This window comes from uncultured Fibrobacter sp. (genome assembly GCF_946062555.1).
Taxonomy (GTDB): domain Bacteria; phylum Fibrobacterota; class Fibrobacteria; order Fibrobacterales; family Fibrobacteraceae; genus Fibrobacter.
The window spans coordinates 33,748-47,811 of the sequence record NZ_CAMGVQ010000003.1 but is presented as its reverse complement, the minus strand read 5'-3'; the positions used below and the strand labels follow the sequence as shown (position 1 = coordinate 47,811).

Genomic DNA, 14,064 nt, shown 5'->3' with positions numbered 1-14,064 from the left:
CTTTTGCCTCACTTGGAAAGGAGAGTTTTCTTGATCTTGCCATTGTCGTCAAAATAGACCTTAGCAATTTGTGTAAATTTTCCAATAGTTTTTGTATAAGAAGCCTGGAACAGGTTCTTGCTACCCACCTGAAAATAGTTAGGTTCTACACCCTGCATGTAATCCATGATGTTGAACCCCGTGCTGAACGCCTTCATGTTCGTAGAAAGCTTCCTCTGGAATGCCTGAACAGCCTTGCTGCTCGCATCAATCTGCATAGATTTTACAGCCCGCCGCACATCCGGCATAGGCACACGCAATCCCTTCGCGACACCACCGAACGCCTTGGCCAAAACAGACTTGGACTTGTTCTTTCCCATACGGGCAGAAGGGTCTCCGTAAAGCGAGAATTCAGCGAGCGTTTTGATGGTCAAATCGTCAGGGTTTTCATCGTTCATCAAGTCTTTCATGGCAGCACAGTAGGCATCGCCCGCGCTTTCGCCGTTAGCCAATTTTTTTACATAGGTTCCAATCATGATGTCGGCACAGTTCCCCGGAGCAACACAAGGGCCAAAGGCTATCTTGCTTGAACCCAAGAAGGCCAAACACCCATGCAACATGGCCGACAAAAGGACACTTGTTTCGGGAGTGAGACCTTCGGTGTAGCGTGCACCATAGCAAGCCTCGACACCCAAGAAATAAGGTCCAGTCAAGTTTTCAAGCATACCGGGCGCGAAAGTCTCGGGGTAGGTCATACCCTCCTGTCCGTACCAGAATTTGGCAGAATCGCGGCCATGCAGGTTGAAATACAGAAGATTGGCATCCGATGGGAGCTCTTCATCCACATTGTCGAGAGACAATTCCGGTGAAGTGTAGACATTTTCGGAAGCGATACCGGCGTATTGCGATTGCGAAGCATCCTTCCACACAAGGGCGGAAAGTCCAAACGGACGAACCTCGTCAATCCTGCCGATACCGCGAATGGCGTTGCCGAAGTAGGTCTCGAACTCATCGAGCCGTTCGCCGTCGAAACTGGGAAGTCGCCCAACCCTAAGAACTTGTCCAAAGTTATATTTTTGACCTTCCCACGGCGAAGTCGTATCAAGGGTTACGTAGGGCAGATCCGCAAGAACGTCATAGTCATCATCACTCGCCTGGTTATCCCATGACGCCACTGCGACGACTTCTTCGTTGCCAAGGATAAACAAGTATTTGGGTCGAGCCACATCGCATACCGTCTTGAGCAAGTCCACCACCGATTGCACATCGGTACCGTCCGCATTTTGCACACTGTTTTCGGCAACATCCAGAAGGTAATAATGGACATCACGCTGATGTGCCGCATCAATATAATTCGCAATCAGTTCCTTAAGTTGCAAAGCGGAACAATTCAAATCCCTTGAAAGGGTACTAACATCGGTAAGGATGATCCCCAATTCCAATCCACTAGCCTTTTGTGCGGCAGCAAGCCATTTGGACTTCCAATCCGAGTTATCAAAAACATCAGGCTCTAGAATGCCAAATGATTTTGAGGTTCCACCTTTAGGTGTCGACTCCTCGGTTAAACCATCGGCATAATCAATCTTTGCGCCACATTCTTCGCAAAAATTTGCACCAGAAGGTATTTTTGCACCACAGTTTTCACAATACATATGCGAATCTCCTCTAGTTAAACAACACCGAAACACCACGACGCATTACGTCGCGATGACTGCTCGATCTGTTTCGTAAACTAAAATTTACACGGGGGGGGGGGGTAAACAGGGAAAAGGGCCGGCCTATGCCGGTTGACACCCAGAGGCGATTTTCCACAATACCATACATTTTCATCAAAAAATATAACTTTTTTTTCCGAAAGGAATGAAAAATGCAATTATTTTGCAACTAAAGAATAAAATGATGCGTTTTGCCCCCGCTGTGCGCTTTTTAGCCAAAATAGGAGGGAAGTCACGTGGTTATTGACACCTGGCTACGGGATATGACATCATTTGTCGTTCCTTCTCATATTTTATTAATAAAAATTTACTTACACCACGCCATCGAATTTTGTCAAATTTTGGAATTTCGTGTTTTTACGATTCCTTTTTTAAGTGGTCGGGTTTTTCCGACAGGAAAAACCGGTTTCTTAATTGGACTTTTTTCCTTATGCGGCCGACTTCAGGACCACATGGCATAATATACAACGGGAATGCGACAATTAAAGACGCATATAGCGATAATTTATCTTCACCGTTCGTCCATAAACATCAGCATATACAGCGGCAGCGTCAATACGCTGCCCGTATTGCCAACATTGTAGTTCCCGAATTTGATAGCCCTATTGACATGGTATTTTTCGGGGTGGTTCAATACGGTCTTTACGCTCTTGGCGTTGCCATTTTCGGCCTTGACTTCCATCAACGTACATTCGCCCTTGTGCCTAATAACAAAGTCAATTTCCAGCCCAGAATCCTTACGGAAATAAAACAGCTTGCGTTTCATTTTATAGAGAATGCTTGCGGCAAGATTTTCAAAAATGGCTCCCTTGTATCCGAGAAGATTTCCGCGTAAAATATCGCCCTGCGTTCCTTGTTCAAGCATACTGACAAAAAGCCCGATATCATTCATATAGACCTTGAAAACGCTCTTGTCTGCATTGCCTTCTAGCGGAAGTTCCGTCGTATGCAGATTGTAGCAGCGTGTAATGATTCCGGCGTCCTCAATCCACTGCAGGCTGCCCGCGAATTTTTCGGCGGTTCCTTTTTTCTCGATGAGCGAGTATTGGAATTTTTTGTTTTCCTTGGCGAGCTGGTCCGGAATGGAATCAAAACATTCCCTGATGCGAACCTTGTTGGACGCCGAAGCGTACTTGACCATATCGTCGCGATAAGAATTGACAATGGATTCCTGCAGTTGGAACACGGTATCCATCTGGTGGGTGTTTACGAATTCCTGCACGACTTCGGGCATGCCACCCACAACGGTGTATTGCAGTAGCAGTTGATGCATCCGATTGTGAAGAGCTTCGGGGACAGAAACAACTTGTTCAAAACATTCGCGAAGTTTCTTGAATACTGGAGGCTGGATATCGTTTGCCCATAGGAACTCTTCAAAATCTAGCGGGTACATCGTAATGACGGTTTCAGAACCGACGGGAATGGATTTTGGAGACTTCCCGTAGCCCTGTACTCCGAGTAGCGAACCTGTTCCAATCACGTCGTAACGACCATCTTCCTTGAAAAACTTTAGCGCGGTGCGGGCGTTTGGAGCATCCTGAATTTCATCCAGGATAATCACCGTCTTGTGTGGCAGAAATTTTGTTCCAGGGATTGTCGCGCCAATTTGCATTGTAATCGTATCTATGTCAAGCGGGCCTTCGAAAATCTGGGCGTATTCGGGATTCTTGAAAAAATTGAGATAGACCACGCTTTGGTAATTCTTGTGGGAGAACTCTAAAACGGAATGCGTTTTGCCGCACTGCCTACACCCCTTTATGATAAGAGGCTTTTTGAATGGATTTTTTTAACGACTTTCAACAAAAAGACAGACTTTTTCAAGGGACTTTACGTAAAAAAGCCGTTTTTTTGCCAAAAACACCAATTTACGCTTCGCTAGTTCGCTTACTCCAGCGGATACCCGGGCCGTAGTTCACGAATAAAAATATAGGAGGTGTATACGACAAATAATGTCGCAAGTAAAACTTTTACTTAAAGTTAATCCCGAACGACTTGGGAACTACGATTTCCTTGTAGGCGTTCATCAAGTAATCATCGGTCATACCTGCAACATAGTCGGCAACGACGCGTGGCTTGGGGGTCGCCTCTTTATATTCAGCACTCATGGAATTGAACCAGTGATTGATTCCGGTGACTTTTTTGTCAGAGCCGAGTTCGTCGAGGCATTCCACCAGAACGGTGCGGAACATCGTCCTGATTTTTTTGTCTTGCGTTGACTTTTTCGGGTTCAGGTAGATGTTCTTGTAGTTCCAATTTTTCAGGCGATTCAGCGCATCAAAAACTTCCTGCGAAAAACGGAGAGTTTCTTTGTCGATGCTGTTGTTCACGAGGTCCTTGATAAGCGTGTCGACAATTTCCCCATTCTTGTTGCCAAGCACTTCCGTGATTTCGCGGGGCAGGCTTTCGCGATCCACCAATTTCAAGACGATGGCGTCTTCGATGTCTCGGCCAATGTAGGCGATTACATCCGAGATGCGCATGACGCAGCCTTCCAGAGTCATCGGGACCATATCTTTCGACTTGAAATTCCCGTTGAGGCTTTCGCGGTATTCCGTCAGCAATTTTTCGGGAGTCTTGTTACGGTCGCAGCCGTAGCTGTTCTGCAGGATTTCGCCGTTGTGGCAGATAATTCCGTCAAGCACTTGTGCGGTAAGGTTCAGGCCTTTTCCGTAGGCTTCGAGGTCGTGGAACAAACGGAAACTTTGAACGTTATGTTCAAAAATGCCTGCGCCCTGTTCCTGCAAAAATGCCGAAATAATGCGTTCGCCGTCGTGTCCAAAAGGCGTGTGGCCGACATCGTGTCCTAGCGAGATTGCTTCGATCAAATCTTCGTTCAAGTTCAAGAAACGCCCGATGGTCCTTGCGATTTTCGCCACCAGCTGCACATGGAGCACGCGATGCGTGATGTGGTCATTTTCGACCAGGTAAAAAACTTGGGTCTTGTCTATGTAGCGGCTGTAGCAATAGGAATGGATGATCTTGTCCGAATCGTGGAAAAAGTTAGGACGGAGATCTTGCGGAGCCTCATGAAAACGAACCGCCTGCGCCGACTTGCAAGCGTAAGGCGCAAGCGAATTTTCCTTGTCGTTCAGGCGAGATTCAATCCGGTTCTTGACAGTCGTATTCCATTCCATAGGGCAACTCCGATTAGGGAGAATATAACAAAGTTTATCCCCGCCCTTTATCAGAATTTTTATTGATTTTTCTCGAATTCCATGATGTCGGCCTGCAGGGTGACATCATCCGGGAAATAGGTTTGGGCAGTGCGCAGCAGGCGCAGGGCTTCATCGTCGCGCTTTTGAGCGTGGGCATCGTAGGCCATATTCTTGAAGCCGAATACGGCTTCGGCGTTCCCCTGTTTGGCGGCAAGTTCGTAGGCGGATTCGGCGCGATCGAGGAACTTGGCGTCGTATGCGAGGTTCCCGAGGAAGATGGCGGCGTCGCTAAAATCGGGCTTGATTTGCGTGAGATTGTTGAGCACGTCCATCGCCACGAAAGGCTTGTTGTCTTCGGCGAGAACATCGGCGAGCTTATACATGGTTGCAGGGTCATCAGGGCGAACGCCCAATGCTTCGCGGTAAGCGGCGGCACTTTCTTCGTACTGCTTATTCAGGCGATAAACATCACCCAGGTAAACCAAGAAGTCGATTTCTTCGGGGTGGGCGGCATAGCCTTCGCGAATCACGGCGACGGCGCGTCCAAAATCATTAAGGGCGATATTCGCTTCGGAAAGCTGGTACACGATGCTGATGTCTTCTTTATCGAGCTGGTACGCCTTTTCGATGGCACGCAGGGCGCCGACCGCGTCGCCGGTTTTACTGTAGGCTTCGCCTAAGTAAAGCCAACCGGAAACATTTTCCGGTTCCAGTTTCAACGCACGGTGATACGCCGCCACGCATTCGGGATACTGCTTGAGCCGAAAATAGACACTCGCCATGTTAAAAAGAGCGGGAGCGAACGAACCGTTCGAAAAATCGATTGCCTTGCGGTAAGTGGCGGCGGCATTCGGCAAGTCATTCTGCTGGTAATAACTGTTGGCGATGTTGAAACTGGTCGCGACGGGGTCGGCGCCACGAGATTCCGCCTTGCGGTAAAGCATAATGGCCTGCTTGAATTTTCCGTCGCGGTAAAGTGCGTTCGCGCGTTCCATCAGGTCATAAGAAGACTGCGCCGCGAAGGAAGAAACAGCGAGGAAAAGCAAAACAGACGAGAGACGAAAGACGAAAGACGAGAGTGATGCAATACAAGAATCTCCCATTAAACTATTGTACTTACTTATCATTCCTTTCATCATCATTTTTAAACTCTTTGCGCAAAGCGCCATTATAATTCTTTCGTCTCTAGTCTGTAGGACCGTAGGTCCGTTCTCTCGTCTAAATCAGTCCCTAAACTTCACTTCGAACGGTTGTTCCATACCACAGAAGGGCACCGCTTTTCCCGCCTTTTCAGCCGGAGTAAATGTCATGCGAGAAAGGGCTTCGCGGCCAGCAGCGGCAAGGCCAGAACCCGCCGGGGATTCTTCCAACACCTTGATGTCATACACATGACCACCCGCGTCCACGCAAAAACCGAGTCGGAGCGTCGCATCAATTTCGTTATCCCTGATTTTGGGAGGCACCTGGAAATTTGCCATACTGCGGCTTTCCGGTTTCTTGTCGACATCGCCCTTTTCCGTTGAAAGCGCTCCGCCACGAAAATCGGCAACCAATTCATCACTGATAGCGGCTCCAGCCGTTCCCGAGGCAGCACCGAGATTCATCGCAAAACGAGGCCCTGCCTTGGGCGAACGCGAATTGGACTTCATACGGTTCGGCTTGCGAGTCGGCTTTTTCTTTTCTACCTTCTTCTCGACCTCGTCCACCTTCTTGACACTCACTTCTGTCTTCGCGTACTTCTTTTCGTGAAACACCTTACCGCTCAAAAACAAATTCGCCATCGTCACGGAGAACACGAGAAGCATACTCGCGAGAATCGCCGCAAGCAAAATGCTAAAACGCTTCACTATTTTTTTCAAATATCTAAACATAAATCATCTTTCTAACATAGATTGCTTCGTCGTTTCATTCCTCGCAATGACGATTCTTCTCGACCCTCATCACTAATCACATCCTACTTGAACCTTCTTCTCTGGATCCCGTCAGTCGTTGCACTCCTTCCAGGATGACCGCATCACGGCACGCTGCCAACCACTTACCACAAACCTCGGTTACAATTCTCTTAAAAATCTTTCGTCTCTCGTCTGTAGGCGCAAAGCGCCGTTCCTTCGTCTAAACCTACTCCGCCTGGGCCGCGATAGAAACCTTTTTCACTCCAGCCAAGTTACACATATCGATCACCTGCACCAGCACACCCGTTTCCGCTTCCTTGTCCGCGATTACAACGGCTTCGCGATCGGGAGTTTTCGCTAGAGATTGCTTCAAGATATCCTGCAGGCTCGCTAGATCCACCTGGCGTTCGTTCATGTGAATAGTCCCTTCGCGCGTAATGGCTATCAGCAGGTTTTCCTTTTCGAGTTGACTTGCGGTCTGCGCCTGCGGCTTGGTCACATCCACGCCCGTTTCGCGGGTAAACGAAGAGGTCACCACAAAGAAGATGAGCAAGATAAACACGATGTCCATCAGCGGGCCCATCTCGATGCCCATATCTTTTTGCTTTCGTCTCGGCAAATTGAATTCCATAATAAATCCTTCGTCCTTGGATTGCTTCGTCGCTTCGCGCCTCGCAATGACGTGTCAGCAGCTCACCTTCTCTACTAAATAGTTCTCTATTACAGTCGCACCCAGTTCCATGTTCTGCCGTAAAATTTCGATTCGTTCGTCAAGGCGCTGTTTCAGAAGTGTCAGCGGGAAAGCCACGAGCAAACCACTCTGCGTTGAAATCAACGCTTCAGAAATGCCGTCGGCCATCAGCACCGGGTTTTGGTTTCCGTACAGTATTATCACTTCGAATGTCGAAACCATGCCCGTCACCGTGCCGAGCAAGCCCAAAAGCGGTGCCGCGGACGCCATCACCGATACAATGTGGGTTCCCTGTTCCATGTAACGGACGGTCTTCATCATACGGACCTGCATATAATCCCGAAACGAATCCGGATTTTTCGCAGCAATTTCAACGGCATTGCAAAGTTCCCTGCCCAAAAGGCCGCCCCGTTTGCGCAAGCGCTTAATAGCCATCTCTACACCCATAGACGACTTGCTATTTAAGCGGTCTCGTTCACCGCCGTTCAAGTCGCGACGCATGCGTTTGACCACCTTGTGAACATCTGCACGGAAAAAATCCTTACCGATGCGCAGCCAACTCGAGAACAGGAAGTAGAATCCGATAACGCCCGCCAGCAGAATCGGGAGCATGACCACGCCACCCGCCTGGTAATTGTTCTGCAAGGATTCTAAGAATATGTAATGCGTATTGCTCATTGCAACTTATTATTTCTGTCCGTTCACTTCGACAAGCTCAGGGACCTTATTAGTCCGACCTTCCCTATTTTACGCTTCCTTCCCGAAGATTCTGTTCAGGAGCGAGGTGCTCTGCACGTAGAGTTCGCTCGTGATCTTTTCAATTTTTTCACTCAAAAGGCCATGCAGAATCATCACGGGGATAGCTATCACGAGGCCCGTTTCCGTCGTCACAAGGGCTTCGGAAATACCGCCTGCCAACACGCGGGCATCATTCGTACCCACCTCGGTAATCACGGTAAAGAGCGTAATGATACCCGTCACCGTACCCAGCAGGCCAAGCAACGGAGCAATCGTCCCCATGGCCGCCAACAGCCCCATACGGCGTTCCAGTTTCGGCTGTTCTCGAAGCAGAGCTTCCTGCAAGGAACGTTCCGCATCTTCGCGCTTGTCGCGGGCACGGTTCAGCACGGCGAACAGAACCATCGAAAGGCTCGTTTCCTTCTTGAGGCAGAGGGCGGCGGCATCTTCGTAGAGTCCATCCTTTACGAGTGCGTTCAGTTTCTTCATAAAGAGGCATCCCAGATGTCCACGGTGAGTCAACACCAGGAACCGTTCCAGGCAAAGGAGCAGTGCAAAGATTGCCACGAGAGCAAGCGGATACATCACGATTCCGCCCTTCTTGAAGAACGCCTTGAGTTTTTCGTCCCAGGTAAGTTCCTTCGTATCGGTAATGGTGTTCTTGATTGCCTTGTTCTGCAAAACATCAAGCGGAACACTGACCACGGAACCGCTACTTGCCTGCGTCACGGCCAGCTTGATATTTGCAGCCATTTCGGGCGGAAGCGCCGCATTCCATTCAAAGATTTTTCCTTGCAGCGCGCCCGAACGGAGCAACGCCTGCACATCGCCGTTATCCTGCGCCACTTCGCCAAGGAAAACCGTTCCCAAACGCAAGCGGTTCACGTTCACGTCGGGGCGGGAACCCACCTGGGACACCTCGCGGCCATAGGACTGCGTATACGTCATTTCGTGACGGAGCAGCAGGTCATCCATAAAACCCTGCGTGGCACCGATGGTGTTCGGAACTTTCTTGTCAGCCTCGGCTGCAGCCTGACGGAGCCGAAGCAGTCGGCCGTTCATACCCACCGGATAATCACCTATGACATCGCCGAGTGTCTTGTCAATCGAAAGCTTGACTTGCGTATTCAAAGCATCGTAAGCGGATTCCTCGGATTGAGCACGTTCTTCGGCATCGCTAGTCATATTCTTGCTCGCCATGACTTCTTCGCTCACGCGGCCAAGATCCGTTGAAAGCTTGGAATAGCGACCGTCGAGTTCGCGCGACTGCGCCTGATGTTCTTCGGTCAGTTGCGATTCGGCGTAGCGCTTGCGCCAATGTTCCGCCTCAAGCTTTTCGAGCGAATCGGCCTTCTGCAAACGGATGCGGCTCAAGGCATCCACTTCGCGCTGCAAGTTGCGGAATTCTTCCATCTGCAACGAATCCTTGATTCGCGCCTGGTCTTCGGCGGAAACCTTCTTTTCGCCGGAACCCAACCACGGCCACGCAAAGGCGGAGGAGGCCGAGAGGAAGAGAACCGTTGCAAATAAAGCTGTTCTGGATTGCTTCGCTACGCTCGCAATGACGTGTTTATACATTCTCTCGTCTTTCGTCTTTCGTCTTTCGTCTAATCTCATCTTTCACCCCCCACGACAGAAAGACTCACGGGCAGGTTCACGATCTGGGGCGGTTTCTTAGCCTGTTTCACATCGATAGCAAGCCGAACCGCGGCGCGTTCTTCCAGATTCAGATCCTCGTTCCAATCGTAGTTTACCTTTCCGTTTTCCACTTTACGCACAAGCGTTCCGAAAACGGTTCCGTTCTCGTCACTGTAGACCATCCACTGGTTTCCGATGCGGAGGATAGAGGCGTTAATCAGCTCGCCATTCTTGCGGGTAAGCGGACTGTTGATGATTGCCACTTCGTCGCCGAACTTGGTTTCTTCGGCAATGAGCGACTTAAGGCGAGAAAAAGCTTCTTCTTCGCTGGCATTGCCACTTTCGATATCGCGAGTGAGCGACTTGACTCGGTCAAGCCTGCTTTCGCGTTCCCAGGGGAGCGTTTCGGCCACCTGAGTCTCTAGTTTCTTGCTGATGCCCGCCAGTTCCGCACGCAGGGCCTTGCGCTTGGCAGCCACATTGTCGCTTCGGTTCTTGGCGCGAGCCTGCTTATTGCGTTCCGTCTGGAGCTCCCCCGCAAACGCCTTGATTTTATTGTTCAGCGTATCGATTTCGCTGCGGCGGCGTTCCGTATCGGCCTTGTAGCGCTGCGTAAGCGTCTTGTAACGGGAATCGTCCGCCTTGAGCATCGAGTCGGTCGAGGCTATCTGGCGGTTCAATTTCTGGATTTCAGAATTGAGCTTTTCTTTTTCGAGCTTGAGATCGCGAATTTCGGCATCACGGTCGGCAAGTGCTACCCCCGAAAAAAGCAACACAAAAAGCATCAAATGTGCCAAGGGCACTAATTTCAATCGTTTCATACCTTTCCACAATAGGGTTTGTTTCAAAATTACATATTTAAAACACCCTACCAAGCGGAAAGTGTTACCTAGACAACATATTTTTTTGTTTTGCTAGAACTTCCACATCGCACCAATGGCAGGAACGACGCTATAGACGCCTCGATCATCTTCGATGTAGCTTTCGGTACGGACGTAATCGTCATCCTTCTCGTACCTCACCGAAGATTCGGTCACCGTAATGGGGAGCCATCGGCCACCCACGCTCGCGAAGATGCCGATATGTTCGGAAAGTCCGAAACGCAGCACGAGGTCACCACCGACAGAGAGTGCGCCCATGGTTTCCGTGAAACGGCGTTCGACGATTCCAAGTTCAGAATGGCGAACCTCATTTTCGTCGGATTCGAACTCGGCATATTCGTAGCCAGCCACGGCAAGCACGACCAACGTAAAGCCATTGGTGTTCACGGGGCTGAAACCGAGACCCGCTTCAACCGCACCGAAAGATCCGACCAACCTGTCGTCGTTTTTTTCAAAACGGATGTTGTCGGTCGACGAAGAACCCGCCGCAATGGACAGATGCAACGCAAGACCAAAACGGGCAACTCCCGTATAGGAGAGATCGAGGCCGTAGTTAATCAAGTCAATTTTATTGCCGCGAGACTTGTACTGTTCCACAGGAACCGTCGCACCGACACCCCACAAGTGCGTCCAGGTCTTTTCGGCGGCAGGAGCGTTAACGGGAGCGGGAGCAGAGGCGGCGAAAACCGTAGCGGAAGATTCGGCAACCGGCCCTTCGGCAGGCTGGGAGACGGGAACGGCGGTTTGAGCAATAGGCTCAGCCATTTCGGCAGAGGCGGCAGGCTCCACCACTTCAGCAGTCTGTGTTGCCGGTTCTGCAGAAGCCGTTTCGGCGGACTCAGTGACCGGAGTTGCGGGTTCCACCACTTGGGCAGCAGAGTCGGTGACCTTGGCTGCCGTATCGGCGGTTACAACCGTTTCCTGAGCAAAAACGGTTGCGCAAGCAATTAATGCAGACACGATAATTCTTTTCATTTTTTTCCTTATTCCTCACTGAAGATAATATATTTTTACAAGGAATGCAATAAAAAAATTTCATGTTCAGCATCATTTTCCACCATCATTCTCGTAAGATTTCCGTAGTATGACAATGCCCGAAACTCGCGAGTATATTATATTTTACATAGAAAAAGAGGTGCTTCAACGAATTTCAAATGCCTGCGTTTACAAAGTTATCAGCGCAGGTCCCCCGTTCATAGTGCCGAGGCAATTACAAAAAAGGGTGTGTTTATGAATTTTATGAAGAATACGCAGAGCGGATGCTCGTTCCGAAAAGGCAAGGTACGCCCCGTAATCGCATTGTCTATCGCCATGGCCTTTGCGGCCTGTAGCAGCGACACCATCGAGAGTACTGCTGCCGAAAACGAGAAGTTCGCGATACCACTCGAAAGCTATGCTCCGGCATTCCTAAAAAAGGGCGACAAGATTGCATTGCTTTCTCCTTCGTACACCACCCCCGATTCCAACATCCAGAAAACGGCCGATGTCATTAGGGAATGGGGCTTCGAACCGGTTATCGGTAAAAATGTCGACAAGCTCGATGCAGGCAAATTCGCAGGCACCGTCGAAGAACGCGCAAGCGACTTTAGGGCCGCACTCAAGGATACCAGCATCAAGGCGATTCTCTGCAACCGTGGCGGCTACGGCACAATCCAATTGGTGGACCTCATCGACCCGAAGCTCATCCAGGAAAATCCCAAGTGGGTCATCGGTTACAGCGACATCACCACGCTGCACGCCATGCAGACCAAGGCGGGAATCGCGAGCATTCACGGTACCATGAGCTCAAGCATCGCAAAGACCGGTGGCGACGAAGACAACAGCAAGCTCCTGCGCGACCTTCTCAAGGGTGATGTTCCCGTATACAAGGTTCCTTCGCACAAGTATAACCAGAACGGGACCGCCAAGGGCATTCTCGTGGGCGGCAACATGTCGACCTTCGTCCCTCTCATCGGCGCATCCGACATCGACGTATTCCAGAACGAAGGCATCATCCTCTTTATGGAAGAAATCGGCGAAAACCTGCGCAACATTGACCGCATGTTCTACTCGATCGAACTGCACGGTGTCATGGAAAATGTAAAGGGCGTTATCCTCGGCGAATTCGTGGATTCCGGTACCGACCTCGACTACGAAAGCGCCGAGGCCATGCTTTCCAAGTACCTGAAAAAATACGACATTCCCGTAATGTGCGGATTCCCGGCGGGTCATGACGACGTCAACCTTCCAATCGTGATGGGAGCTGAAGTTCAGATGAAAGTCGCCGACGACGGTGCAATGCTTGCCTTTGACATTGGCGGCACGCGCAAGGAAGTTGATACGGAAAAGCTCACCCCGAAGGAAGCCCTTTCCAAGGCGCTGCTCAAGATGCTCGCCGGAAAGATTTTCGAGATTGAAGAGTAGTTTTTAAAGGATTTATAAAATGGCTAATGGATTGCATTGCGCCCTGCGAGGCTATGGCTCCAGTACATCAAAGGTTCCACCTTGCTCAACGACGACAACCCCATAGTACGCTTGTTTAATGCGGACGGCGGCAAGATTTCTGCGAAGGTCTACGGCTCCCCCTGAAGCGGAAAGACCCCGTGTTACAAGAACGAAGTCGTCGACGTCGGTGGATTCATCCTGCTTTCGCAGGCTCCGTATAACAAGATTTTTTCCTTAAAGGGAGTCGCTGCCTACGCCGCACTTGTTCCCTGCATTTCGGGAATGCGCTGGGACAAGGAAATTGCAAACGGAATCCACCAAACCGAAAACGCCCTGGCCACCCATGTTCCCGTATGGCACCCGGAATGCCTGCCAGACGAAACCGCAGCAAAACTTTGCCCGGAAACTATCGCATGATTTCCGATGATGTCATCCTGTCCGAAGCGATCCGACTCGTTCAAGACGGAGTCTGCGTGACCTTCCCTGTAAACGGGCGGAAACCCTTGGCGAATGGACTGTAGATTCCCTCGCCGAAGTTCTGCTGAACGAATACGAAGTTTCCCCTGAACAGGCCAAGGCCGATGTCATCGCGATTGTCGGCGAATGGCAGAAGGTCAACGTGGTCGAATGAAATACGCCCGTTACCTGTGGCAGGCGATGCGGGGTTTCCGCACAAGCATCGCCATTCGGATTTTGGCGGGAACCGGGCGCGTTGCGCTCGGATTGCTGATGGTATGGTTGAGCAAGCGTTTTATCGACGAAACCATCCGAACGGGCTCCCGAGACGACATTGCACGCATGATGGCGTTCCTGGTGCTGACCATGGTAGGCACTATCGTCCTTAGGCTCGTGTACTACTATATGACCGCTTCCGCCATGGTGAAAAAGTCGAACGCCCATCGACTGGTAGGAGCGTTCCTACTGATGCGCTGGTTCGACGCACGGTTGGCG

13 protein-coding genes are annotated in these 14,064 nt (G+C 50.4%); 3 read left to right on the top strand and 10 right to left on the bottom strand.

What is annotated here, in order from left to right; genetic code table 11:
- Positions 1–8 precede the first annotated feature (8 nt).
- From Q0P86_RS01295 to Q0P86_RS01250, 10 genes are all read right to left on the bottom strand, one after another.
- Positions 9–1,631, bottom strand: a complete 1,623-nt coding sequence (locus Q0P86_RS01295; protein WP_295036861.1) for a zinc ribbon domain-containing protein — start codon at positions 1,629–1,631, stop codon at positions 9–11.
- A 574-nt stretch (positions 1,632–2,205) separates the two neighbouring features.
- Positions 2,206–3,456: an AAA family ATPase gene (locus Q0P86_RS01290; RefSeq protein ID WP_295036956.1), complete on the bottom strand. Its 1,251-nt coding sequence runs from the start codon at positions 3,454–3,456 to the stop codon at positions 2,206–2,208.
- Between the two features lie 205 nt (positions 3,457–3,661).
- Positions 3,662–4,828 carry an HD domain-containing protein gene (locus Q0P86_RS01285; RefSeq protein ID WP_295036859.1) on the bottom strand — a complete coding sequence of 389 codons (1,167 nt, stop codon included), beginning with the start codon at positions 4,826–4,828 and terminating at the stop codon, positions 3,662–3,664.
- A 59-nt stretch (positions 4,829–4,887) separates the two neighbouring features.
- Positions 4,888–5,991 carry a tetratricopeptide repeat protein gene (locus tag Q0P86_RS01280; RefSeq protein ID WP_295036857.1) on the bottom strand — a complete coding sequence of 368 codons (1,104 nt, stop codon included), beginning with the start codon at positions 5,989–5,991 and terminating at the stop codon, positions 4,888–4,890.
- Positions 5,992–6,072: 81 nt separating this feature from the next.
- Positions 6,073–6,696 carry an energy transducer TonB gene (locus Q0P86_RS01275; RefSeq protein WP_294985940.1) on the bottom strand — a complete coding sequence of 208 codons (624 nt, stop codon included), beginning with the start codon at positions 6,694–6,696 and terminating at the stop codon, positions 6,073–6,075.
- A gap of 271 nt (positions 6,697–6,967) precedes the next feature.
- On the bottom strand, positions 6,968–7,372 hold the full coding sequence (locus Q0P86_RS01270) for a biopolymer transporter ExbD (RefSeq protein ID WP_072979425.1): 405 nt from the start codon (positions 7,370–7,372) through the stop codon (positions 6,968–6,970).
- 54 nt (positions 7,373–7,426) lie between these two features.
- The gene (locus tag Q0P86_RS01265) at positions 7,427–8,110 is read right to left on the bottom strand and encodes a MotA/TolQ/ExbB proton channel family protein (protein WP_295036854.1); all 684 of its coding nucleotides are present in this window, start codon (positions 8,108–8,110) and stop codon (positions 7,427–7,429) included.
- A gap of 69 nt (positions 8,111–8,179) precedes the next feature.
- Positions 8,180–9,787 carry a MotA/TolQ/ExbB proton channel family protein gene (locus Q0P86_RS01260; RefSeq protein ID WP_295036852.1) on the bottom strand — a complete coding sequence of 536 codons (1,608 nt, stop codon included), beginning with the start codon at positions 9,785–9,787 and terminating at the stop codon, positions 8,180–8,182.
- Positions 9,784–10,629 (bottom strand): DUF3450 family protein, encoded by an 846-nt coding sequence (locus Q0P86_RS01255; protein ID WP_295036850.1) that lies wholly within the window; start codon positions 10,627–10,629, stop codon positions 9,784–9,786. The genes Q0P86_RS01260 and Q0P86_RS01255 overlap by 4 nt, the downstream gene beginning before the upstream one ends.
- A 93-nt stretch (positions 10,630–10,722) precedes the next feature.
- Positions 10,723–11,664 carry a hypothetical protein gene (locus tag Q0P86_RS01250; RefSeq protein ID WP_290996590.1) on the bottom strand — a complete coding sequence of 314 codons (942 nt, stop codon included), beginning with the start codon at positions 11,662–11,664 and terminating at the stop codon, positions 10,723–10,725.
- A 255-nt stretch (positions 11,665–11,919) separates the two neighbouring features.
- Between Q0P86_RS01250 and Q0P86_RS01245 the strand changes: the two genes are divergently transcribed.
- The 3 genes from Q0P86_RS01245 to Q0P86_RS16840 all read left to right on the top strand — a co-directional run bounded on the left by Q0P86_RS01245 (position 11,920) and on the right by Q0P86_RS16840 (position 13,744).
- Positions 11,920–13,092, top strand: coding sequence for an LD-carboxypeptidase (locus Q0P86_RS01245; protein WP_294112766.1), 1,173 nt, complete (start codon positions 11,920–11,922; stop codon positions 13,090–13,092).
- Between the two features lie 303 nt (positions 13,093–13,395).
- Entirely contained in the window at positions 13,396–13,530 is a 135-nt protein-coding gene (locus Q0P86_RS01240) for a hypothetical protein (protein ID WP_290996592.1), read from the top strand.
- Between the two features lie 121 nt (positions 13,531–13,651).
- Entirely contained in the window at positions 13,652–13,744 is a 93-nt protein-coding gene (locus Q0P86_RS16840) for a PqqD family peptide modification chaperone (protein ID WP_366941289.1), read from the top strand.
- The last annotated feature ends 320 nt before the right edge of the window (positions 13,745–14,064 follow it).

What these genes read in the sequence shown, in the direction of transcription:
- Q0P86_RS01295 (WP_295036861.1), bottom strand. Translation starts at nt 1,631, where the DNA reads ATGTATTGTGAAAACTGTGGTGCAAAAATACCTTCTGGTGCAAATTTT.
- Q0P86_RS01285 (WP_295036859.1), bottom strand. Translation starts at nt 4,828, where the DNA reads ATGGAATGGAATACGACTGTCAAGAACCGGATTGAATCTCGCCTGAAC.
- Q0P86_RS01280 (WP_295036857.1), bottom strand. Translation starts at nt 5,991, where the DNA reads ATGATGATGAAAGGAATGATAAGTAAGTACAATAGTTTAATGGGAGAT.
- Q0P86_RS01270 (WP_072979425.1), bottom strand. Translation starts at nt 7,372, where the DNA reads ATGGAATTCAATTTGCCGAGACGAAAGCAAAAAGATATGGGCATCGAG.
- Q0P86_RS01265 (WP_295036854.1), bottom strand. Translation starts at nt 8,110, where the DNA reads ATGAGCAATACGCATTACATATTCTTAGAATCCTTGCAGAACAATTAC.
- Q0P86_RS01260 (WP_295036852.1), bottom strand. Translation starts at nt 9,787, where the DNA reads ATGAGATTAGACGAAAGACGAAAGACGAAAGACGAGAGAATGTATAAA.
- Q0P86_RS01255 (WP_295036850.1), bottom strand. Translation starts at nt 10,629, where the DNA reads ATGAAACGATTGAAATTAGTGCCCTTGGCACATTTGATGCTTTTTGTG.
- Q0P86_RS01250 (WP_290996590.1), bottom strand. Translation starts at nt 11,664, where the DNA reads ATGAAAAGAATTATCGTGTCTGCATTAATTGCTTGCGCAACCGTTTTT.
- Q0P86_RS01245 (WP_294112766.1), top strand. Translation starts at nt 11,920, where the DNA reads ATGAATTTTATGAAGAATACGCAGAGCGGATGCTCGTTCCGAAAAGGC.
- Q0P86_RS01240 (WP_290996592.1), top strand. Translation starts at nt 13,396, where the DNA reads ATGCGCTGGGACAAGGAAATTGCAAACGGAATCCACCAAACCGAAAAC.